The sequence below is a fragment of the Erwinia sp. HDF1-3R genome, assembly GCF_039621855.1.
GTDB lineage: Bacteria > Pseudomonadota > Gammaproteobacteria > Enterobacterales > Enterobacteriaceae > Erwinia.
Map to the genome: position 1 here is coordinate 2,910,672 of NZ_CP155071.1, position 21,383 is coordinate 2,932,054.

Here is a 21,383-nt window from a genome sequence, read left to right on the forward strand (position 1 = left end):
TATGTCGATTAAAGGTAACCATGTAAAATTGGATGACATAATAAAAATAATGATTGAAACGCGTTGCGAGGATGATAATTTTTGTATTTATGGTTTAGATGGAAAGTTATTCGAAGACAAAGAATATTTGGTCTCCGGTTATCCGCAGGTAGATGAAAATGATAATGAAGTATATCCGCAGGACGCAGTTACCAAAGGTTTATCATATATCTATTCTGGAGAGCAGTTTGCTGATGTAATCTTATCGGTAATGGAACAAAAACCTTCTGCGAAAAACCAAGATTTTATTGATGCTCTAAACTATTATCTTGAAAATGATGATTTTCTAGACTTCTGATATTTACCCAGACAGCCTGCACATAGTTTTCTATGCTAGTGGGCTGTAATGTAAACTTTTAGCTCTTTTCCCAGCTCTATCACGAAGTATCTTGCCATTTAGGCAGGAATTAGTCATTCTATGTACAATCACTTGCAGCAAAATAGCAACGTCAGACGAAAAGAGTATTCAAATTCCTTTCGGTATAAAACTTTGCGAAAAAGGAAATATTAAACAAGTTACCTATCAACCTGGACACCCCCTTAATCCATAAGATAAAATAATTTAAATGACCTCAAGATATTACGATAATAGGAAATTAATTTGTGATTTTTCGTGTAATTACCAACCTGCTTTAATTATTTTAGGTGAAGGTAATTTCGCTAAAATATATTATATATATAGTTTTAAAAATTGGGTAGTGACGCTAATTTTGTGTTGATATATTCTTTGCCCTTTGAGTTGTAAGCATACCCGTTTTAGTTCCACGCACTTTTTTAGATTTCCCGTTTCTCAGCCATCGGACGCATTTCGTACGCCATCCCTTTCGGCATGAATTTCGCCATGCTTGCTTCAAATGCATCCGCAATCCATTGTCAGCCGACAACGGTAAAAAGCAGAACGTGTGTGCTGGGGAGAGGCCGACACGTTTACTGAACGCTGGGTGTGCATACTTCCCGTCGGCCTGGGCATCACCAGGTGGTGTAGGTTTATTGATCAATAACTTTACGTCGTCTTAAGCTATCCGCATTTATAACGCTATTCTTCATCACCTACCGTCAGGGTCTGCCGTGAGCGAACAGCGTACGTATGCCTTAAAAAATTGTTGGGAAAGAACGTCTCACAGGCAAACCCTGCCCGCGAATTACTCGTTATAAAGCCCAGGCGACATACATTTTCAGGCCAATATGATATAGCTTTACTGCGTTTAGTTATCAACCCGACGATGCCGTTAATGAAATAAGGATCCCGACGTTATGACAGTGAAAAAAATACTTCTTACAGGTGCCAGCGGCCGTATTGGACGAACTTATTTTAAGGCGATGTGCAATACCTATGACTTCATCCTTACCGACCTGAACAGGCCGGATTATGAGATCAATTCTCCTCACCTCTTTTTTCAGGCAGACCTTTCAAAGCCGAATGCGGCAGAGGCGCTACTGAATGCGTCGGAGCCTGACGCAATAGTCCACCTGGCAGGGATCCCTCACGCCGATGCCCCATTCGAACAGCTGTTGCCGGCTAACATTTTGTCCATTACCTGGCTGCTTGAAGCGGTTGCTGCCACATCTTGCCAACGCTTTGTTTTTGCCAGCAGTGCGCAGACGATTGAGGGTTATCCGGTTGATATACAAATCCATCCGGGTCTGCCCGTGGCACCAGCCAATATCTATGGCGTCACGAAATGCTATGGTGAGGCGCTCTGTTCCTTTTATGCCACTCAGCATGGGCTTTCCTGCGTAGCGCTCAGAATAGGCGCTTTTGAACCCAAAGATGCCGATGCGCTTAAGACTGCCCGGGATTACAGCGCCTGGCTCAGCCCGCAGGATGCAGTTAGCCTGATAACCAGCGCTATAGAAGCTGCAGATATAACCTTTTTTGTCGGCTATGGGATTTCAGATAACAGGTTTAAACGATTTGATCTGTCACATACCAGAAAGGTATTGGGTTATCATCCAGTCGATGATGCCTTTCGGGAATTTAAACCGGGTCCGGATCTGTTTAAATAACATATCTAGCATGAGAATGTCTTCATGCTTAAAAAATAAAGATAGCCGAAATTATGCTGCTGGCATGTAGCTTTGCCTGTAACAGTACCTGGCGCAAAACGGACGCTATCTCTGGTTAATTCTTCATCAGGAAATATTAAGGTCACTCTTGTTTTTTTCCTGATATCACGCGCTGACGATAACAATCGGCTGGCTCAAGTTTATGCCCCTGCAATGAGTATACTTCTAACGGTTGCAAAGGCTCTCCATTCACATTATCCAGCAATACAGAATGTGTCTCGCCCTCTTCAAACATATAACGTTCGCCCCATTGCCGCATGGCGACAACAATTGGAAAAACAGAACGGCCCCTTTCGGTCAGGATGTATTCCTTATACGCGCTGCCATCTGAAGCAGGACAAATCTCAAACAAGCCGAGCTCAACCAGGTGCTTAAGGCGTGAAGCCAGAATATTTTTCGCCAGCCCCAGATTCTTCTGGAACTCACTGAATCTGCGTACATCATCAAACGCCTCACGAATGATCATTAAACACCAGCGCTCGCCTATCGATTCCAGGGTCCTGGCGACGGGGCATTCACTGGTTCTCAGCGATTCCTGCTTTGCCATCTTTACTCTCTCCATACTCACGCTTAGTGACGCCAGCATAATCTGTCTGAAAAGTAGTTGCAAAAAAAAACCGTTACTGATAATTATGCCTCTTTCTGGTTGCAAAAAAAAACCAAAAAGGAAACCAATATGTGCTGTGCAGCAGGTAAGGATTCTGGCTCCCGGGCAGACAGGCTTTCAGTAGAAGCTTCGATGCCATCATCTCGGATAGTATTTCTGTTTTCACTTACGTGTGCGCTGGCGGTGGCCAATGTTTATGCCACTCAGCCCTTACTGGAGTCGATATCCGCGAGCCTGCATGTCTCGCCCGGAATAATGGGCACTGTTGTCACCGCGACGCAGACAGGCTATGCAATAGGTTTACTTTTCCTGGTACCGCTTGGCGATCGGTTTGATCGTAAAAAGCTGGTTATTGCCCATCTGCTGCTTTCAGTTCTGGCGTTAACAGCGGCAGCGCTAGCACCTAATCTGATAACTCTGCTGTGCGCTATGCTGCTGGTTGGTTTGCTGGCTGTGGTAGCACAGCTGCTGGTGGCGTGGGCCGCAATGCTGGCAGCACCCGGGCAGCGTGGCCAGGTCGTTGGCAGCGTGACCAGCGGCATTGTGACGGGAATACTGTTAGCTCGCTTCGTATCAGGAACCATTGCCGATATGGCTGGTTGGCGGGCGGTTTATCTGACGGCAGCCTGCCTGATGTTGCTTATCTCCCTGGTGATAGCAAAAGTGATGCCTGCTACAGCAACGCAGTTGCCGCGTACCTCATACCTTTCCCAGATATTGTCTGTTTTTCAACTTTTCATCACTGAGCCGCAGTTGCGTAAGCGAGGGATTCTGACGCTGCTGATTTTTGCTGACTTCAGCATGGTATGGACCTCAATGGTTATGCCGCTCAGTGCCATGTCCCTGCCACATACTCAAATAGGTATGTTTGGTTTAGCGGGGATTGCCGGAGCACTGGCGGCTTCAAGAGGAGGTTTATGGGCTGATAAAGGCATGGGGCAACGCGCCAGCGGATTAGCACTGGCTTTACTGACATTGTCCTGGCTGCCCATCGCCTGTCTCCAGGTGTCTTTATTGTTGTTGGTTATCGGCGTGATCATGCTGGATTTCGCAGTACAGACGGTTCATGTGATCAATCAGAGCTTAATTATTGCTGGCAAACCAAATGCAGCCAGTCGGTTGGTCGGGGCATACATGTGTTTTTATTCTCTGGGCAGCGCGCTGGGCGGGATAGCCGCAACCCAGCTTTATGCGCTATGGGGATGGTATTCAGTCTGCTACGCAGGCGCATTCGTAAGTGCCTGTGCCCTAATTTTTTGGTTTGGAACCCGTCAATCATGAAATTACACCATTTGCTACTCGCCGTTTTGATCACCGCAGTCTGGGGCGTAAACTTTTCCGTTATTAAGTTAGGGCTGCACTCGGTCGATCCTTTTATTTTGGCAGGTATTCGCTTTACCTTGTGTGCCATACCGGCGATGCTATTTATTAAAAAACCGAATGTTCCATGGCGCTATCTTATAGGCTATGGTCTGGTTTTTGGTATTGGTCTATGGGGGCTGGTCAATCTGGGTATAAAAACCGGGCTCTCTGCAGGAATTGCCTCGCTTCTGCTACAGTTCAGTGCCTTTTTCACCCTCTTCTCTGGAAGCTGGGTGTTTAAAGAGCGCCTCAGCCGCTATCAAATTGCTGGTTTTGCTTTCTCATGTGCAGGATTACTAAGCATATTTTTTATCACTGATGGTTCCGTCACCCTCTCGGGGCTGCTGCTTGTGCTTATGGGGGCGATAGCATGGAGTATTGCCAACATTATTATCAAAAAAGCAGATACAAAACAGGTGTTTGCTTTTTTAGTTTGGTCCAGCGCCTTTTCTCCAGTCCCCCTTTTTCTGCTGGATGGGTGGGTGAATGGCACCTCTGGCTATAGCTCGCTATTCAGCCATATTGATGCTCGTGCTGTGATATCCATACTTTTTCAGGTATATCCCAATACCTTATTTGGTTATTGGATATGGAATTCTCTGCTTAAACAATATCCCGTCTCCACGGTGGCCCCCCTCTCCCTGCTGGTGCCGGTTTTCGGCATTCTGGGCTCAACGGTGATATTTGGCGAAAACATCCCGCCGATGAAGATCGTCGCTCTGTTCCTGATTCTCATCGGGTTGGTTTTAGGTCTGTATGGCCAGCGGCTAAAGCGATATTTTTTTGAAAGGCGCATCGAATAAGGGGAGTTTTCCTTTATATTCTCAAGGTCTGCTATAGGCGAATAGTGGACCCTGGCCGCTGGGAGCGCGCTTATGAAATCAGGACATAAACTTCCGTCATTCCCGCCCTCCTCCGTTGAGAACCCTAACTTAAACTGCTTCAAATCGTTGATCCACTATACTGATCTTTGCAGGTGTCATTCACATACAAGGCTGAAGTTAATTACCTGAGACCAGCCTTACCCATGACCATCAGGAGAACAACATGCAAAAAGATAAAATCTTAAAAGGGCTGCTAACCGTTTCGGCAGTGGCAGCCATGTTCTGCGCTGTCGGCGTGCAAGCCCAGACGCCGACGAGCGCCGCGCAGAATAGCGCCGCCAGTCAGAGCGGTACGAGCGCCAGGCTTAGCTCCGGTGACGAAAAGGCGTTGAAGGACATGGCGCAGGCCGATATCAATGAAGTCGCCGCCGCCAAAATCGCGCTGAGCAAAGCCCACGGCAGCGAAGTTAAAGCATTCGCTCAGCAAATGGTCGATGACCATGGTGGTGCTCTGACCAAAGTACAGGCAGTTGCTCAGCAAAAAGGCGTGGCACTGCCGACTGAGCCGGACGCCAGTCACAAGGCCATGGCCGCCAGGCTGGAAAAACAAAGCGGCGCCACATTTGACAAAGTGTATATGGAAAATGCCGGCACTAAGGACCATAAGATGGTGCTGTCGACGCTGAAGAGTGACGCCAGGAAGATTAAGGATCCGGATGTGAAGGCCCTGGCCGACGCGCACCTGCCGGTCGTTGAGCAGCACCTGAAGTCCGCCCAAAAGCTATAAGCTATAAGCTATAAGCTATAAGCTATAAGCTATAGATGTTACCAGGCATGCCAGCAGATAAGTAAACAGGTCGTTCGGTGAGCACGCAGTCCTGCGACCTGGACTGGACTTTGTTGAAAGTATTGCGGCAAGTCACCGCGGGGTTGGGAGCGCTTTTCCTCACCACCCGCTGGCAGAGGAAAATATGGCGATTTCGCACGAATTAATCCTGATTTACACCACTTACTTTGTCGCAACTGCCAGCCCTGGGCCAAGTAATATGGCTATTATGGGTACGGCAATGAAAAAGGGCCGTAGCGCTGCATTGGCGCTCGCGGGTGGTATTATTGGCGGTTCCATGCTGTGGGCATTGCTGGCGACCTGCGGCGTGCTAACGGTACTGGCGACCTTTGCCGAGTTACTCATCGTGTTAAAAATCGGTGGGGGTTTGTATCTGTTATGGCTGGCATTTAAATCGGGTAAATCCGCGCTGTCCCGCTCTGGTGTGACTGAATTTGAGGCCGGCGATGAGAGAGTCGCGTATGGTAAACTTTTCCGTCAGGGTATCCTGATGCACGTTGGCAATCCCAAAGCCATCCTCACCTGGGTGGCAATCATGTCCGTTGCGCTCAAACCGGACCTGTCAGCTTCTACTTTACCCATGATCATCTTCGGCTGTGCGGCTATTTGCGTGGTGGTATTCTGCGGCTATGCGTTGCTGTTTTCTACAGCAGTCATGGGCGCATTTTATCGTCGTATCCGCCGCGGGCTTGACGCGCTATTGGCGTGCTGCTTCGCGTTTGCGGGTCTAAAGATGATATATACATGTAGAGTTAATTGATAACCTGGCGTGCAGGCAGTGTGCCTCTAATCCTGACGTCAGGAAGACTGTTTCCTGATGTGTAAAGGTGGCCTGGACATCTTCATAGAGTGAGTCCGGCACGTGTCGCTGAGACATCAGCGTGAGTGCTTCCGTCCATGCCAGAGCGGCACGCTCGCGCGCAGAGTAGATGCCAGCATCACGCCATGCTGCGACCAGATCAATTTTGGCAGAAGCCAAACCCGCTTTACGCGCCACATTAAGATGATACTGAATGCAGAACGCACAACCGTTTAGCTGAGATGCGCAAGGCAGGATCGCACAATATGTCGATACCCGTGCCGGGTGAGGGAAAGCGGGGTAAGAAAGGCCATATAGGCTATCTGCTACGACAGGCTCATGCTGTCCACAGGATGAGAATGGAAAACGCTCTGAAGCAAACGGGGCTAACACTGCCTCAGTTTTCGGTGATGACTATGCTCGCAGCCTATCCGGGAGCCTCCGGCGCAGAACTGGCTCGTTTGTCGTTGCTGACACCCCAAACGATGAGCGTCATTGTCGCAAACCTTGAACGGGATGGAATGATTTGCCGACACCCGCATGAAGAGCATGGGAGAATTCAGGTCATTGAACTGACTGATTCAGGTCATGACACGCTCTTCAGGAGTAAAAAGGCAGTCAGATCATCAGAAACCGATCTGCTCATGGGGATGTCCCCTGAAGAGGAAAGCATAGTCAGGGAGTGGCTGGTGAGTATTGCTAAACTGCCGGTGTGACTATCCCCGGTATTTGCCTAAATGCCGGGTTATATATTTATTGCTGAGAAACAGTAAGGCTGACATACGTCCGCTATCAACGACAAGCAAACACATGAAATGCACAAGTTTCGGGTTATTACGTCGGCAGATCACTCCTGACGCTTAAGTAGATTGGCCATTACTTTGCTCCCCCCTATGAAGTTGTAATTCATAAACCACGCATGGCACATCATAATGTTGCTCAATGGCTTTAAAAGTCATACCCAGCCGCTGCATTACACGTTGTGATGCGCTATTTTTGGGGTCGGCGACCGCAACTAAGTACGTCGCACCAACGTGCCCGGCAGCAAATTCAATGATTGCTCTCGCGGCCTCTGTTGCATACCCGTTGCCATGATAGTCTGCAATCAGGCGCCAGCCGATCTCTAAGGGGGCGCCCTCTACATTGGCTAAGTGCTGTAAGCAGGCTGCCCCAACAACCATACCTGACATTTTTTCTCTGATTGCCCACCAGGAAAAGCCATATGTTTCCCAGCGTTGCATGACACGATTGATACCATCCCATGTTTCATCAGGTGTCTTAACTTTACCATTGCTGATATAACGCATAATTTGAGGATCGCCTTCCATGATTCTCAAGCCCTCATAATGTGAAGGATGGTATGGTTCCAATTTGAGACGCTCAGTTTCTAAATCCATATCCCTAACCTCTTTGGATGCTTTACGTAGTAATACGATAAATCCTCTGCTGATAGTATTTCATTGTCATATACATATGGAACCTTTCCCGATGGGGCGTTTGGATTGTGCCATTCACGTTGAGGATATACCGCTCTGTGGGTGAGAATAGATCCAAGCTGAAGCTACTTACGTTAATTTACCCTAAAGTCTTGTGACCTAAAGCGCCAACGTCTGCCTGGGCCAGGAATACCTTTGCTAACTCCACCGGGCTGTTCCACGATCTTAGTAAATCTCACCGCCGCCGCTGGTGCAGCATGGCGACCTGCGGCAATCGCATGAAAGTAGCGGCATTTCGTTCAGGAAGAAAACCTGGAAAAACTCCTTCCCGCCGTGCTTTTTGTAAAAATCAGCAACCTGAAAGCCTGGGTATTCAAAAAGCAGGCGTTCAGGCCCCTTTTCTCCCTTCATCCCCGAAGAGGCGGAGGCGCAATCGGTTATCAGAGCGTCGCCTGTGAGGGAGACATCCCCGGCACCAGGATGACTTTTCTGCACTCCTCCTGCCGTTTTGCAAAAATTTCATACCCGCGTGCCGCTTCCTCAAGTGGCAGATGATGGGTGACAATTTCTTCTGGTTTCAGGTGCCCCTGTTCTATCAGCGCCAACAGGTCAGGCAGATAAGCATGCACATGCGTCTGGCCCATTTTAAAGGTCAGGCCCTTATCGAATGCATCGCCAAACATAAAACTGTGAATAAAGCCGGCATAGACTCCCGGCACACTGACAATACCACCACGGCGAACGGCCGCTATGCACTGGCGCAGTACTTTCCCGCTGCTGCCCTCAATTTTAAGGGAGGTCATCACCGTTTCAGTCAGACTGCCTTTCGCTTCGAATCCCACCGCATCTATTACGGCGTCCACACCCCGTTTGCCGACAGTATTTTCAATGATCCACGCGGCCGGATCGTCATTCCTGTCGAAGTTTACGGGGATAACGCCATAGCGGTCACGGGCAAAAGCCAGCCGGTAATCATTATGGTCGATGATAAATATCTGTTCTGCGCCTTCCAGCCTGGCACAGGCTGCGCTCAGAAGTCCCACCGGTCCCGCACCATAAATGGCCACGCTTGAGCCTTTTTTTACCTGGGCATTCTTCACCGCCTGCCACGCCGTTGGCAGGATGTCTGACAAAAACAGGACTTTCTCATCCGACAGCGTATCGGGCACCTTAAACGGGCCGGTGTTGGCTTTTGGCACACGGACATATTCAGCCTGACCGCCGGGTATCCCGCCATACAGGTCGCTGTAGCCAAAAAGCGCGGCCGGAGGCGTGATATTTTTACGATTAAGCGCAGCCCCCTGCCCGCTGTTGGTATTCTCACAGGCCGCAAACTGATTGAGATGACAAAAAAAGCAGTCGCCGCAGGCAATCACGAATGGCACAACCACCCGGTCGCCCTTTTTGACGGCCGTCACTGCTGAGCCGGCTTCAACCACCTCGCCCATGAATTCATGGCCAAAAATATCTCCGTGGTGAGTACCCGGGATTTTTCCGTGATAAAGGTGGAGGTCAGAACCGCAGATAGCCGTAGCGGTCACGCGAAGAATAATATCGTCAGATGCCGTAAGCACCGGGTCAGGCATGGTATCCACGCTGACTTTGTGCGGACCGTGATAAGTCAGAGCTTTCATATTAATCCTGTCCTGTATGAGGTTACCGACAAACCTGGCGTTGAGCAGGCTCTCTGCCTGGGGGCCGCTCCAGAGCTGATACTGGAAAAAACGGCCCGGAGTGCAGGCAACGTATAATCACTTTTACGTCTATTTTTTTGGTTTACGAGACGCTGTTGTTGCGTTTTCAATGGGCGGGACGGCTCCTATGTCCGTTCCCGTTACCGGATTTACCTCCCGGTCGGAAGCCGTTCGTTTGGCCAGATCGTCAAGAGCCGCCTGCTGTTTTGCCGGAAGCTGAACGCTGGCTGTTCCGTCGCCGCCGTCTACAGCCGGCGTAGGGTTGGTAACATAGTCAAAGTTCTCGTCTGAATTCCAGCTGCCTCTTACTTCCCCACCTTCGGACATGTCGTAATACAGGGTGGCGTACTTCTCAATGGGTGGAAGCTTACCCGGTGGGAAGTTGTTCTGAATGGAGTACAGCGCTTTTTCAAACGAAATCTGATGTGCGACTTCACGCGTCATAAGGAATCCCAGGGCATCCTTCACGCCCGGATCGTCTGTCATGTTGATCAGGCGTTCATAAAGTATTTTAGCCCGCGCCTCGGCGGCAATATTGGAGCGAAGGTCAGCTGTCACCTCACCAATAGTATCAATGTAAGCCGCAGTCCAGGGAACGCCAGCCGAATTGGTTAAGGCGGGTCCTCCGCCATACAGCAGCGACGTCAGATGACTGTCGTTTCCGGCGCCGGTAATGGAGCGGTACAGGTCCCCTTCCTTCTCGGTACCTTCGGCCAGTTCACCCTTGACGCCTTTATTCAGCATTCCCACCAGAGAACCGATTATTTCAAGGTGACTCAGTTCTTCAGTAGCAATATCCATCAGCAGATCCTTCCGTCCCGGGTCTTCATCACCCAGTCCCTGAGTGAAGTACCGACAGGCCGCTGCCAGCTCGCCCTGAGGGCCACCAAACTGTTCAAGTAAAAGATTGGCCAGGCCAGGATTGGGGCCTGCCACACGTACGGTATATTGCAGTTGCTTCACATGTCTGAACATAGCTCACTCCGTATAAGGCGAACGGGTAATCGGAAAGGTGGCTGAACTGCCGCCGGTAGGTTTAGTTATTTTTTCGCTTCAACACCCGGCGTTTACGGTCGGATCGTAAACTGCACCCTCACATCTGGAAGATGGACCAGGTAACAGTGTGACTTTACTCATTCCTGCACGGGTATTTGCTCAACACTACGCATACTCATAAGATCACCTACCTGTTAAGGTCAGCTATGGGTGAGGCATAACTGGCTATCCCAGGATTCTCCGAAACATAACCAGTGGTTCCAGGCATTCTATGCGGCACTATAACTGCCCGATAAACCACGGTTAAATAAGTCTTCAAGGGTGTTAATTGTCATACCAGACCCAGTAATAAAGGGTTTAAAAAAGAGCCTCAAAAACATTTAAGCCAGAATGAAGTGTAGCCCGTTACAAAAAAACCGCTTTGCCGTCTGCAATTTCCATCTGATACGGACCGGGTACGGAAAATTGCAGTGAGAAACCCATAAGCGCTTTTACAAAAATAAACCCAAACCGTGAAAGGCGAAAAAACAAGCATGATTTTTATTCTAAGTTGATGTAATTCATCACAATGAACCCCCAAAAAAATATATTATTTAAAAAGCAGGGAAGGCTCTTTTTGCTTTAAATATTATTCTTTCCACTCTTAATTTTTACAAAATTGATACGTGATGCGGAAATCAGATTTTTGAATTTTAAGAATTAAGATTTTTCTCACGTGGTGGGGGTTCAGGGTGTAAGGGATATAGCTAAAAATTGCCCGCTATCTGGGAGACGGATAAGCGTCAGACTGGTATCAGCTTCAACCCGCTAAACGCCCTCAGGTAGGCTCGTGCCGATCCTGCAGGACTTCAATCCCGGCTACGCCGAAGATGTGCACGCTGTTTTTGTCGGTGGATCGAATACCCCGGCCCGCGTCCGGGCCTTTGTCGCCCCCCCGTCAGCGCGACTCTGCAATCGCAGCCCTGCCGGCACCGGCCTGTCCGTCCGGTCATGCCAGGGCGGATCCCGTCATAGCCAGAAATAACCGGCTGCAACAGCGGAAATGACGAGACACGTCAGAGTCCACCATGCCGTATGACCTCTAACGACATGGCAGTATCCTTAGTTGAAGGTAACAAGCATTTCCGTGGAGGCAGACACGGCGCCAGAAGGAAGCGCGTTACCGCCAGAACATAAACGCCAGGTGATTTGATTATTAAACGTGTTTATAAATTGCATAGGCATTCTTCCAATCTTAATGGCTTCATTATTAAAATTAATGCCTGAGTTTGCGTTGCATGTTCCACTGTCCGTGACCCCGGGGATCTCTCCCGTGATGTAGCCGCCGCCCTGCGCTAACGCTAACCGATTTTTTGAACCCTCATATAAGCTGGTTAATGGGCGAAATTGAACCGAGATATTTGCAGTCACCAGACTTGATTTTTGCGTGCACGTAACATTGAATGAATTAGTTTGTATACCGAGTTCAGTATTTGCCGTTAAGTTACGGGTGACCGTGCCAAAGTTAATCACGGTAGGGGTATTAACTGAGCACTCTATGGTACTTATACGTAAATCCAAACTGGCAGGTGATATTGACTGATAGCGATCCCCTGTCCGGAGTACAGAGAAACTCGAGGCCCACATGGTGGGTATGGCAACGTTCGATGATGTCTGAGTCCCATCTGCAACTAAAACCCAGGTTCCTGTTATATTGACAACGCGGGAGCCGGAGGCGCTATAAAAATTACCCCCAGAGGTCATGCTGGGCGGTAAACACCACTCATAGCCGTTTGGCGAGGTCAGTTCTCCACTGTTCCCACCCCGGGTTTCAGGCAGGCCGATGGTCCCGGTGAAACTTTTTGTCGAACCGTCATAGGCCGTGTAAGTGGCCTGCCCCGTGGCCCTTGGAATAAGCCCTACCCCGGGGGCTATTTGTAACGCTTTATAGCCTGCAATCGTCGTCAAGTCGGTAGATGACATACATTTCGTGTTACTGTTGCCAATATTCATTAAACCATACGCGGAACCTAATGATGCGTGAGTCATTGCACCACTTAGGGTGACATTAAACGGCAGGCCCTCCCACAGTACACCCGATCCTTTTCCTATTGTAATCGTCTCGGCCGCACAATATTTAGGTACCGTCAACGCTAAGCTCAGCGCGAAGAAATAAAATAATTTATTCTGCATAATACATTTTCCCATTTACTCTATTTTTTAAATCACGCCACCCGCGGACCATTAATGCGTTTCACATTGCACATTTAGGGATCTGATCGGATTATTTGAAGAAGGTGCAGGCTGCCCTTTCAGGCTGTATTTCGCCTGGCACTGTTGAGATTGACTCTGGCCCCATTTGGCCGTCAAATGCCCGGACTCGGACAAACCGCTTAAATACACCTGGCCCGCATCCCCGACTATTCCCGTATTATTTTCCGATCCGCTATCAACGCTGACCAGGGTACCAAATGGCAGATATGTTCCATTCTTGCTGAGGGTGATAAGCGCCTGAGAACCGACTCGTGTTGCAAATTTGGCCATCACCACGGCACCTTTAGTCGGATATACATCCAGACTCGATTGGGTGATATCGACGTCATCAGGCAGCGTAGCGGGATTGAGGCTGATAGTATTGCGCTGATAATTTGACAGATAAGGAACGATGGCGTAACCACGTGAATTGGTCTCGACGTTACCGCTCATCACGCTGGTTCCTGCCGCCTCGGGGGCTTCCACAATAGCGACAGCGCTTCCGAGAGTCTGACTGAAGGTGACGCCATGGGGATGAACCACTACTCCACCGTTCGCGCTCATATTCAGAGATCGATATTGATCACTATAACCATAGCCCATGTTGACAGCGCCCTGACTGCCTTGATATCCCAGATTGAGCGTGCTGCTGTTATTATTATTTTTTGTGTTCGACCATCCCTGCATGACGTTATAGGAGAAGCGATTATCCAAGGCCGTGCCATTTATCCCGGCCTGCTGCTGCACCTGGCCCTGGTTATTATGTGTCATCTGGTAACTTGCATAACTCTGACTCGCCAGTGACGTAGGGCTGAATAAGCTCAGCGGCACCTGCATGTTAAAAGCAAGCTGACGGTTCTGAGGCCAGTTACCGTCGCCCTTAATGCGATCAATTGTGTAGGCAACACTATAGTTTACGCCTTTGAATCTGCTGGTATAGCCAGCAGAAAGCGTATTATTGACCTGCGTATTTTCCCAATAGTCATTTCGGGATCCGGATAAATAGACCGCACCGTAGTCTCCCAGTTGTTGGCTGACATGAATCTGGAAGTTTGAGCGCTGCCTGCCCATGGCCCAGGGAACCTGGTCATCATTAAGCTGATAACCGGTGTTATTATAATCAGCAAAGCTGTAATAATTTTTCGTAGAATAGCGATAAGCGGTTAAATCAACAGACGTCCCTGTTTCTAATAAACTCTTCGAATAACGAACGCGGTATGAATTCCCACTCTTACTGGGATCCTGACTCTGAAATTGTGTTTTAGAGGTGGTAATATCAGCAGATAAGGCACCTAATACCCCCAGCGACAGGCCACTGCCGAAAACAAAAGAGTTGTAGTCTTTAGCGAACAGGCTGCCTCCATACAAGGTAATATCGTATGGAAGGCCATAGATTAATGTGGCCAGAACAAAATCTGCTTCTCTTGAGTCATGAGTGATCCCACCGTTATAACGACCGGTGGTCACCTCATATTTATAGCCGCCAGGACGTTGCATTAAGGGCAAAGAAGAGAATGCTACTGTTTGCGTGCGGACACTGCCATCAGCCTCGGTAATTTTTACCGTCAAATCGCCCCCCTGGCCCGTTTGGTAGAGATCGTCAATTCGAAAGGGGCCGGGTGGAACAAAGGTCTGATAGACTACGTTGCCGTTTTGGGTCACGGTGACCCGGGCATTACTCTGCGCAATGCCGGTGATGAGTGGAGCAAAGCCTCTCAGACTGGTAGGAAGCATATCCTCACTGGAATTAACTTTGATTCCTTTGAATGGAATGCTGTCGAAGATATCGTTACCTGCATTGCTCTCACCCACTAAAAATTCTGAGCGTAAGGCCTGCAAGTCGCGTTGTAAGTCAGTGTTATTAAAACGCGTTTTCTGTTGGCTGGTATTATTATAACCCTTTGTATTATTATCATTATAGGTATAGGTCATATCACTACGCAGACGCCATGCATCCCAGTTCAGTCCGCCAGTAACGTTAGCGAATAAATTCGTTTGTTCACTGCCTGAAGAGCTATGCTGGCCTGATTGCCAATTTCTACCGCCATTTAATGTATAATTCATCAAAATTGCGGGCACACCTTCGTCCCAAAGGCTGGGATCCACATATCCTCTTGCCTTCGGCTGCATAACTATTTGCGGTATGCTTATATCGAGTCTCTGCTGTGGAAAGTCAAACTTAACCCTCGATTCAGGAATAACATCCTGTACATTTCCAATTTTTTTATCTTTCGATAAATGCGCGATATTTGATATAGCATTCAGGTTAACACCGATTTTATCAAGAAACTCGGGGGTTAACTCCGGGTAAACTTCCCCTCTCTCTCCTTTTGAAAATTGAATGTTGTGCTGCCCATAGTCATTTTGGTTAACATACACATTAACCATATACCTTCCCGGTGGGATCTGTCCTGGTTGCTCAAATGCGCTCAAATCAACCACGCCGGAGGGTGCGCCATTAATGGCTAATAAATTAGGATCAAAGTAATCTTTTGCATCAGCTGATAATATCCTGGATGACATCACCAAAACCACCAGTGTTGGTGATAAAGCAAGATGTAAATGGTTTTTATTCATTATTACAATGTCCACGTCTGACTTGTGATTTGTATGATTATTGCGAGGGCAACATCGATCGAACCCTGGAAGGGGTGCTCCATCCGTCTTCATCGATCAACTGCCAGGATATATCCCCTCTTGTATTTACAGGCAGGGGGTATCGCTGCTTTCCATAAGGCGGAACCATCATACGTAGCGCCTGTTTATCCAGAGAAAAACGTCCAACCTGAAGCGTAGAAAATGTTAACCAATAGGGTGTCAGGTTAGACGCGATAAGCGTATTTCCATCAAAATCAAATGTCAGTCTATCCGCCACATCGGCTACCGCTCTTTTCTTCAGGCCTTCCGGGCGATAGAATATTTTCATATTCGTCACCACCGTCATGACTAACTGACCATCCTTCAGGGATCTCTCCTGGGCAGGAATGGCTTTCATTGAAATATAAAAAACAGATTCACGATCGGTCGGAAGAGGCTGATCGTTCCGGCGAATGCGCAAATCTAACGTCTGGTGGGGTTCTAATCGTGCGAGCGGAGGCGTGACAATAAATGGCATCGTTGATTCTCCACTATAATTAAGGTCAACACCCCCGGTATTCGGATCCACGGGTCGGATAAACGACTGAAAAAGAAATGGCGAGTCAGTTTTATTTTCCGCCTTAAGTGTCACGCCTTTTTTTTCTACCTGCGGGTAGATAACTCGCAGGACATAGAATGAGATGCCATTGCTCCCGGATTCAGTATAGGCTTTAGCCCTCGCAGAAATGCTCATAAAGAAGATGACTAATGCAGTTATTACCCATCGACTTAAAGGAAAATTAATCATTTTTAAATAGCAGCTCATCAGATTGTTATTTCGCACGTTTTCGAAAACCCACCATAGTCGTTAATGATGTTCCATTTAAGCGTTTGAACTTTTTCCTTAAATTGATATTGCTGATGACCGTGGGGAGCTATCATTGCCGACACATCATCAAGATTCACCGCTCTGTTATTGACTGAAAGCATACCCAATGTCTGATAATAAGGCGTTGGGTTATTAATAAAATATCCCTTCCTGTTCCCTGTAATATTCAGATTACATTCATCCTGAATAGAGGATGATGCTAATCTTTCGGGGCGATAGAATAACTTCACAGCAAACCTGAACCCCACAGATACCTTAGCGTTACCCTTGTCCCGGTTTTCATCTTCGGTGTGGGAGGGCACTGCCAGAACCGATAAATAAAATACAGACTCTCTATCTGAAGGTAACGCCCCGTCTTGTTTGACCAGCCGTAGTATTTGCTGGCTGTCGCCTTCGAGTAAAGATAGCGGAGGCGTGACAATGAATGGAGCAGCCTTTAGCCTGTTTTTATCGTTATAGACCCGTGTTTGAATGAGGTAACTTTTGGCGCCACGGTTATAGACGGTCAATGTCTGCGCTTTTTCCCCCTCCGTAAATACCACTCGCGTCTGGCTCAGACTGATCCCGTTCTGCTGAGCGCTGGTTTTCGTGCTAACAGACAAAAAAAGAGCACTGATAAATATTATTCTTGTGATAGTTAACATTTTCATTCTCTCAGCGATACTCGAGATCAAACATGACGGTTGCAGATACCGTTCCCGGGGTCACCGTTGCACACCCCGTATTGCCGCCGCAGCTCACTCCGGCATAAAACGTCAGACTTTGGTCGGGTGGCGTGATCCCTTTTTCACCAAATGCAATCGTACTTCCATCGCGTATCTCTGAATTTGAATAATCAGGCAAGGTACTACTTTGAACCAGCATAATCCCTGGGCCATTTTCAGCACCGTTGCTATTTCCAAATAACCACTTGCCATCCTGAAGACGTCCCGTTCCTGAAACCTTAATTGAGAAGGCGGTGCTTGCACTAACCGACACGCAATTCTGGATATTCAGCTGAAAGGGTTGTGCCGCAACCATTTTATTGGCTTTTAGCTGCGATGCCGACACGTCGCCTAATGAAAGCACACTCTTATTTACGCTAATTTCACAGGTCCCGTCCGTCAGAATTGCGGAGAAATTTAAGGTAACCGCTACAGCGGGTGGCATATAAATGACTGACAGGATAAGAAACAGACCAGATATCCATTTTATTTTAAAAACGTCCTGTATGCGCACCGATACCCCCAACATCATTAATCGTCTCCCAGGATATATCTCCGGATTTAGCTGATGTTGGATAAACATAACTGCTAAATGGGGCAATCATTTTTTGCTGTGGGGTATCAAGCGCCACCCCTCTTCCTGCAATTTTCATACTGGCAAAACTGACAAAGTAGGGTGATTCATTACTTACTCTAAGACCCTTCAGGTCTCTGGAGAAAATGAGATTTTTCTGTGCTTCCGCCGATGTCACCTTTAAACCATCAGGACGGTAAAAAAGCTTAATTATGTTGCCGACACCGAACTGAGCCATGCCCCGTACTCCTGCCGTTTGCTGTTCTTTCGCGGGTGAAGAACTGGCTGGTATGCCGGCAGCGTTAAAATAGAAAACGGATTCGCGATCCTGAGGGAGCGCGCTTCCCTTAAAAGTGATACGAACCTGATTGGTGCTTTGCGGCTCTAATCGAAATAATGGCGGAGTGACAATAAAGGGTGCCGCGACCATTTTACTTTGTTCAGCACTCACGTTCGTCTGTACAAGATAAGGACTGTTCCTCATGGTGTTACGTAGCGTAACGCTAATGCTTTTTTCATTTTCAGGGTAGATCAGGCGCGTTGCGTTGATGCCAAAGCCTTCAGCCTGGGCTACCGTTGCCGATAAAAGGAGTATCGCGCTTGCTGAGCAGAAGCAAATATAGCGTGTCATACTTAACTCCAGAGTAAAAAAGCGAGCCGTTAAACCCGCTTCAGAATCAATAAAATGGCGTATTGAAAAGTAAAAATGCTCAGCTAATCAGTTATAAGCGAAGCTGAACAGGACGGGTGCATTTACCGCACCGATATCCGCAGTAGTGGATGTTGACGCCAGGCCAGCCTGCAAGCTTAATGTTTTACCATTCAGATCGGCTGAAGAAGGGTCGCTGCTTGCGGCGGTGGCTATCAGGATTTTGTCGCCGTTATTGAGATATGTTGTTGGCGCATTCGTTTGGCTAATCATGATCCCTGTATTGGTTCCGGTGCTGTTGAACATATTCGCGTTCCCACCCAATGTCTGACCAGAGACGACCAGGCTGGCAGTGTCCGAGGCCGCTTTTGGCGTTTCACAGTTATTGATACCAACAGTGAATTTTTTTACGCTGGAAGTGACCGGTACTGCGACAGTGGTAAATTGCGATGGTGTGAAGTTGCCTAAATCCAGGTTATTGGTTGACAGGGAAACATCACAGGTTGCGGCAACAACGTTTGCCGTGATTGTAATCTGTGCGTTATTTGCCGCTGTAGCCGTGCCAGCCGCGGCCAAAAATAAACAGGCAACAGGTGCTGTTTTAAAAATTGAAATAGACATAGTGAATTTCCCTTTTATTCGTCTGATAAATCAAATTTAGTAAAAATGAACACTCTCGAAAATTCCGTTCGGGTTGAATGCGCTTCTGATGAAAACACAAAACCACAGTAGATTCGCGAGATCGAAAAAATAATACTTTACGTGCAAGTTGATAGCAACGGGGCACCAGAGGGGGTTCCGCATACCCATTAAATACGTGTCAGAATCTTCTTATATGATAATATTCTGACAGAACCGTGGCTTTAGGATATTTCAAAGATCGAGAGAGCCACCAGCGGGTCGTTATCATTATATTCAGGCATGAGGCTTATCTTAAATTAGGACATTTCGTTTATCGTAGAATCAGGTGGTATAGGATATTTCCTCATTGAAGCTATTTAAAATATTTGTAAATTTGTGTAATAAGCAAACAGCGGGTATGTTTCCAGGAAAAAGCATTTTGCCCGGGCTAACAGGTGTTCACCGGCCGTCATCTGGGTAAAGGGCGAGTCATCACGACCCCATGTGAGACATTTCGCGCAGAAGACCCGTAGCGGTTAACGTCTTTAGAAGAGAGGCTTTTCTTATCGGCGTTGCGATAATCCGTTGAGCAACAACAGGGAACAGTGACATCCGGTATGACATGACATGACATGACATGACAGCGGCGCCAGAATGGAGGAGTTTTAGGGGAGGCTACTGCGATTTTCCGCTTAGGCGGGTAATGGCTTCTTATAGAAGCAATCATCCTTAGGTGAGTAAGTGATGATTGCTTTCTATGATATTAATCAGGATAAGCGTCTTAGCTAACTACAGTTTACATCATTAATGTATAGGAGCTTCGCCCAATACTCTAAAACATTATTGACTTTATACTTTGACATAGCAGAGCGTAAGTGTGAGCTTACCGTTTTAACATTAATCCCGGTGAGCTTGCTTATCTCTTTATGGCTCATGCCCTTTTTTAAAAGCACTGATACCAGTTTTTCTCTATCTGTCAGCTGATCGAACTTAGTCTTCTCAAAAATCCCTCTCCGGTTATTACTGCCACCAAAGATGATATTACTTAAGACTCTTTTGACTTCTACTAAATTCAGATTATCGGTGAAAAATATTGCATTCTCGTAACCGCTTATCCCTTTGACAACATGTTTCATGTTCTCAGAGCAAAAGACAATTACGCCCGTGCTATCATCACCCAATGATGTTTCCCTTTGTGGCAGCTTCTCAAAAATACTCTTCGATGACAATACAACAATATCAATCCAATAGTAATCACTTGAAATACCATAATTAAGGATCTTTTTTGTGCTATCGCTATAGTTTGATAATGAATGCACTTCATCTAATAATTCATATAGTCCTTTTTTAAAAAATAGGTTTTCAGAATAAAAAGAGAATAATACATTTCCATACGCACGCATACTTTCAATCCTTCTTACTGCCAAGGGTTATTTTTATCAACTATTTTCAGGAATAGCAAGGTAGTGGAAAATCAATTATTCAAATATATATAGCTGCTTTTAATTCAGAAACAAAGATACACAGATGTGAAATTTACATGTTACCTGCTCATGGTTCAGATCTTTCTTAGAATGAATATGACTGCACTATGATTTTCCTGGATAACAAATGTTTAATAAATTTTAATAATAAGAATTTTCGTCCAAGCTCTCTAATTTAAAAATTTAACGAAGAAATTAACCTCCAATGCTCAATAGGTGAAACTAATCAATATTTAGTAATCAATAGATAAAAAAATCGTCACATCCAGTTAACTTAAACACCTGCCCGGCTCGTCAGGACGCACATCTCCTCTTGTTTTTAATCACGATCCCTTTCAGACAGTGCATTCATATTTAGCCTCCAGATAAATTGGGATGATCCTATAGAGGTTTTGCGTATCAGCCTCGTCCTCCCCTATGACGCTGTGGACCGCAGGGTTGGTTCATCCATGAGCACTATGTTAACGTTAACATATTAAACGCAGCTAAAACCACATTCTTAATATCAACAGCTATACAATATTTTAACCAATTGTATAAAAAAATATATTAAAAAGGATTTCCTCAATTAAAACCACAAACAGAATAGCTTATCGACCCTGATTTTTATATTAGCCAGTATTAATACGCTAACGATCATAAAAAATTGTGGTATTCACCCTGTATAAAAAGGTTATTTACCCCCTTTATAGAATTTCCATATCGCCACCACGCCCCTGCTCAGAATTCAGGTAAAGCGCAATGCCCTTTATAAGTACTGGATGATGAGCGGTAGCGCAGGCGGCCGTGAAGTAACAGGGTGAGATAAGCGGTAGCGCAGGCGGCCGTGAAGTAACAGCGTGAGATAAGCGGTAGCGCAGGCGACCGTGAAGTAACAGCGTGAGATAAGCGGTAGCGCAGGCGGCCGTGAAGTAACAGCGTGAGAGGGGTGGGTGCCGTGGTGGCAGAAAAGACGTGCTTATATATTTATATTAATGCGCCG

Annotated in this window: 20 protein-coding genes and 1 pseudogene; 8 read left to right on the forward strand and 13 right to left on the reverse strand. The window is 47.1% G+C overall.

All coding sequences use genetic code 11. The annotated features are described in order from the left end of the window. Position 1 precedes the first annotated feature (1 nt). Entirely contained in the window at positions 2-337 is a 336-nt protein-coding gene (locus AAGR22_RS13305; RefSeq protein WP_345827967.1) for a hypothetical protein, read from the forward strand. Positions 338-1,293: 956 nt separating this feature from the next. Beyond that, positions 1,294-2,046, forward strand: coding sequence for an NAD(P)-dependent oxidoreductase (locus tag AAGR22_RS13310; RefSeq protein WP_345827968.1), 753 nt, complete (start codon positions 1,294-1,296; stop codon positions 2,044-2,046). Between the two features lie 142 nt (positions 2,047-2,188). On the opposite strand, the gene AAGR22_RS13315 is transcribed toward AAGR22_RS13310, so the two are convergent. Further along, positions 2,189-2,653, reverse strand: coding sequence for a helix-turn-helix domain-containing protein (locus AAGR22_RS13315; RefSeq protein ID WP_345827969.1), 465 nt, complete (start codon positions 2,651-2,653; stop codon positions 2,189-2,191). 129 nt (positions 2,654-2,782) lie between these two features. Between AAGR22_RS13315 and AAGR22_RS13320 the strand changes: the two genes are divergently transcribed. The 4 genes from AAGR22_RS13320 to AAGR22_RS13335 all read left to right on the forward strand — a co-directional run bounded on the left by AAGR22_RS13320 (position 2,783) and on the right by AAGR22_RS13335 (position 6,506). After that, positions 2,783-3,994, forward strand: coding sequence for an MFS transporter (locus AAGR22_RS13320; RefSeq protein ID WP_345831597.1), 1,212 nt, complete (start codon positions 2,783-2,785; stop codon positions 3,992-3,994). Next, positions 3,991-4,878 carry an EamA family transporter gene (locus AAGR22_RS13325; RefSeq protein WP_345827970.1) on the forward strand — a complete coding sequence of 296 codons (888 nt, stop codon included), beginning with the start codon at positions 3,991-3,993 and terminating at the stop codon, positions 4,876-4,878. Before AAGR22_RS13320 ends, AAGR22_RS13325 begins: the two co-directional genes overlap by 4 nt. Before the next feature lie 244 nt (positions 4,879-5,122). Then, positions 5,123-5,686 carry a DUF4142 domain-containing protein gene (locus tag AAGR22_RS13330; protein WP_345827971.1) on the forward strand — a complete coding sequence of 188 codons (564 nt, stop codon included), beginning with the start codon at positions 5,123-5,125 and terminating at the stop codon, positions 5,684-5,686. Between the two features lie 184 nt (positions 5,687-5,870). Beyond that, the gene (locus tag AAGR22_RS13335; RefSeq protein ID WP_345827972.1) at positions 5,871-6,506 is read left to right on the forward strand and encodes a LysE family translocator; all 636 of its coding nucleotides are present in this window, start codon (positions 5,871-5,873) and stop codon (positions 6,504-6,506) included. Here the strand turns inward: AAGR22_RS13335 and AAGR22_RS13340 are convergent. Then, positions 6,474-6,938 carry a carboxymuconolactone decarboxylase family protein gene (locus AAGR22_RS13340; RefSeq protein WP_345827974.1) on the reverse strand — a complete coding sequence of 155 codons (465 nt, stop codon included), beginning with the start codon at positions 6,936-6,938 and terminating at the stop codon, positions 6,474-6,476. The two genes, AAGR22_RS13335 and AAGR22_RS13340, sit on opposite strands and share 33 nt — an antisense overlap. Here AAGR22_RS13340 and AAGR22_RS13345 point away from each other — a divergent pair. Continuing rightward, positions 6,905-7,261 carry a MarR family transcriptional regulator gene (locus tag AAGR22_RS13345; protein ID WP_231877672.1) on the forward strand — a complete coding sequence of 119 codons (357 nt, stop codon included), beginning with the start codon at positions 6,905-6,907 and terminating at the stop codon, positions 7,259-7,261. The genes AAGR22_RS13340 and AAGR22_RS13345 overlap by 34 nt on opposite strands. A gap of 144 nt (positions 7,262-7,405) precedes the next feature. Here the strand turns inward: AAGR22_RS13345 and AAGR22_RS13350 are convergent, their stop codons facing one another. Next, positions 7,406-7,942: a GNAT family N-acetyltransferase gene (locus tag AAGR22_RS13350; RefSeq protein ID WP_345827975.1), complete on the reverse strand. Its 537-nt coding sequence runs from the start codon at positions 7,940-7,942 to the stop codon at positions 7,406-7,408. Between the two features lie 251 nt (positions 7,943-8,193). Here AAGR22_RS13350 and AAGR22_RS13355 point away from each other — a divergent pair. After that, a pseudogene (locus AAGR22_RS13355) lies at positions 8,194-8,292 on the forward strand (CGNR zinc finger domain-containing protein); the annotation flags it as partial. 129 nt (positions 8,293-8,421) lie between these two features. Here AAGR22_RS13355 and AAGR22_RS13360 read toward each other — a convergent pair. The 10 genes from AAGR22_RS13360 to AAGR22_RS13405 form a co-directional block, all read right to left on the reverse strand. Then, positions 8,422-9,615 (reverse strand): zinc-dependent alcohol dehydrogenase, encoded by a 1,194-nt coding sequence (locus tag AAGR22_RS13360; RefSeq protein ID WP_345827976.1) that lies wholly within the window; start codon positions 9,613-9,615, stop codon positions 8,422-8,424. A gap of 129 nt (positions 9,616-9,744) precedes the next feature. Further along, positions 9,745-10,650 carry a manganese catalase family protein gene (locus AAGR22_RS13365; RefSeq protein ID WP_345827977.1) on the reverse strand — a complete coding sequence of 302 codons (906 nt, stop codon included), beginning with the start codon at positions 10,648-10,650 and terminating at the stop codon, positions 9,745-9,747. Between the two features lie 1,122 nt (positions 10,651-11,772). Then, the gene (locus AAGR22_RS13370) at positions 11,773-12,843 is read right to left on the reverse strand and encodes a hypothetical protein (RefSeq protein WP_345827978.1); all 1,071 of its coding nucleotides are present in this window, start codon (positions 12,841-12,843) and stop codon (positions 11,773-11,775) included. A gap of 51 nt (positions 12,844-12,894) precedes the next feature. Beyond that, positions 12,895-15,480: a fimbria/pilus outer membrane usher protein gene (locus AAGR22_RS13375; protein ID WP_345827979.1), complete on the reverse strand. Its 2,586-nt coding sequence runs from the start codon at positions 15,478-15,480 to the stop codon at positions 12,895-12,897. 37 nt (positions 15,481-15,517) lie between these two features. Beyond that, the gene (locus tag AAGR22_RS13380) at positions 15,518-16,306 is read right to left on the reverse strand and encodes a molecular chaperone (protein ID WP_345827980.1); all 789 of its coding nucleotides are present in this window, start codon (positions 16,304-16,306) and stop codon (positions 15,518-15,520) included. Next, positions 16,306-17,013: a molecular chaperone gene (locus AAGR22_RS13385; protein WP_345827981.1), complete on the reverse strand. Its 708-nt coding sequence runs from the start codon at positions 17,011-17,013 to the stop codon at positions 16,306-16,308. Before AAGR22_RS13385 ends, AAGR22_RS13380 begins: the two co-directional genes overlap by 1 nt. A 10-nt stretch (positions 17,014-17,023) precedes the next feature. Beyond that, positions 17,024-17,605, reverse strand: coding sequence for a fimbrial protein (locus AAGR22_RS13390; RefSeq protein WP_345827982.1), 582 nt, complete (start codon positions 17,603-17,605; stop codon positions 17,024-17,026). Continuing rightward, positions 17,565-18,278 carry a molecular chaperone gene (locus AAGR22_RS13395; protein WP_345827983.1) on the reverse strand — a complete coding sequence of 238 codons (714 nt, stop codon included), beginning with the start codon at positions 18,276-18,278 and terminating at the stop codon, positions 17,565-17,567. The genes AAGR22_RS13390 and AAGR22_RS13395 overlap by 41 nt, the downstream gene beginning before the upstream one ends. An 87-nt stretch (positions 18,279-18,365) precedes the next feature. Beyond that, positions 18,366-18,917, reverse strand: coding sequence for a type 1 fimbrial protein (locus tag AAGR22_RS13400; RefSeq protein ID WP_067710029.1), 552 nt, complete (start codon positions 18,915-18,917; stop codon positions 18,366-18,368). Positions 18,918-19,702: 785 nt separating this feature from the next. Beyond that, positions 19,703-20,320: a helix-turn-helix transcriptional regulator gene (locus AAGR22_RS13405; protein WP_067710031.1), complete on the reverse strand. Its 618-nt coding sequence runs from the start codon at positions 20,318-20,320 to the stop codon at positions 19,703-19,705. Between the last annotated feature and the right edge of the window lie 1,063 nt (positions 20,321-21,383).

Excerpts from the sequence above, each read along its gene's own strand:
- AAGR22_RS13305 (WP_345827967.1), top strand. The coding sequence starts at position 2 with ATGTCGATTAAAGGTAACCATGTAAAATTGGATGACATAATAAAAATA.
- AAGR22_RS13310 (WP_345827968.1), top strand. The coding sequence starts at position 1,294 with ATGACAGTGAAAAAAATACTTCTTACAGGTGCCAGCGGCCGTATTGGA.
- AAGR22_RS13315 (WP_345827969.1), bottom strand. The coding sequence starts at position 2,653 with ATGGCAAAGCAGGAATCGCTGAGAACCAGTGAATGCCCCGTCGCCAGG.
- AAGR22_RS13320 (WP_345831597.1), top strand. The coding sequence starts at position 2,783 with ATGTGCTGTGCAGCAGGTAAGGATTCTGGCTCCCGGGCAGACAGGCTT.
- AAGR22_RS13325 (WP_345827970.1), top strand. The coding sequence starts at position 3,991 with ATGAAATTACACCATTTGCTACTCGCCGTTTTGATCACCGCAGTCTGG.
- AAGR22_RS13330 (WP_345827971.1), top strand. The coding sequence starts at position 5,123 with ATGCAAAAAGATAAAATCTTAAAAGGGCTGCTAACCGTTTCGGCAGTG.
- AAGR22_RS13335 (WP_345827972.1), top strand. The coding sequence starts at position 5,871 with ATGGCGATTTCGCACGAATTAATCCTGATTTACACCACTTACTTTGTC.
- AAGR22_RS13345 (WP_231877672.1), top strand. The coding sequence starts at position 6,905 with ATGGAAAACGCTCTGAAGCAAACGGGGCTAACACTGCCTCAGTTTTCG.
- AAGR22_RS13350 (WP_345827975.1), bottom strand. The coding sequence starts at position 7,942 with ATGGATTTAGAAACTGAGCGTCTCAAATTGGAACCATACCATCCTTCA.
- AAGR22_RS13360 (WP_345827976.1), bottom strand. The coding sequence starts at position 9,615 with ATGAAAGCTCTGACTTATCACGGTCCGCACAAAGTCAGCGTGGATACC.
- AAGR22_RS13365 (WP_345827977.1), bottom strand. The coding sequence starts at position 10,650 with ATGTTCAGACATGTGAAGCAACTGCAATATACCGTACGTGTGGCAGGC.
- AAGR22_RS13370 (WP_345827978.1), bottom strand. The coding sequence starts at position 12,843 with ATGCAGAATAAATTATTTTATTTCTTCGCGCTGAGCTTAGCGTTGACG.
- AAGR22_RS13375 (WP_345827979.1), bottom strand. The coding sequence starts at position 15,480 with ATGAATAAAAACCATTTACATCTTGCTTTATCACCAACACTGGTGGTT.
- AAGR22_RS13380 (WP_345827980.1), bottom strand. The coding sequence starts at position 16,306 with ATGAGCTGCTATTTAAAAATGATTAATTTTCCTTTAAGTCGATGGGTA.
- AAGR22_RS13385 (WP_345827981.1), bottom strand. The coding sequence starts at position 17,013 with ATGTTAACTATCACAAGAATAATATTTATCAGTGCTCTTTTTTTGTCT.
- AAGR22_RS13390 (WP_345827982.1), bottom strand. The coding sequence starts at position 17,605 with ATGATGTTGGGGGTATCGGTGCGCATACAGGACGTTTTTAAAATAAAA.
- AAGR22_RS13395 (WP_345827983.1), bottom strand. The coding sequence starts at position 18,278 with ATGACACGCTATATTTGCTTCTGCTCAGCAAGCGCGATACTCCTTTTA.
- AAGR22_RS13400 (WP_067710029.1), bottom strand. The coding sequence starts at position 18,917 with ATGTCTATTTCAATTTTTAAAACAGCACCTGTTGCCTGTTTATTTTTG.
- AAGR22_RS13405 (WP_067710031.1), bottom strand. The coding sequence starts at position 20,320 with ATGCGTGCGTATGGAAATGTATTATTCTCTTTTTATTCTGAAAACCTA.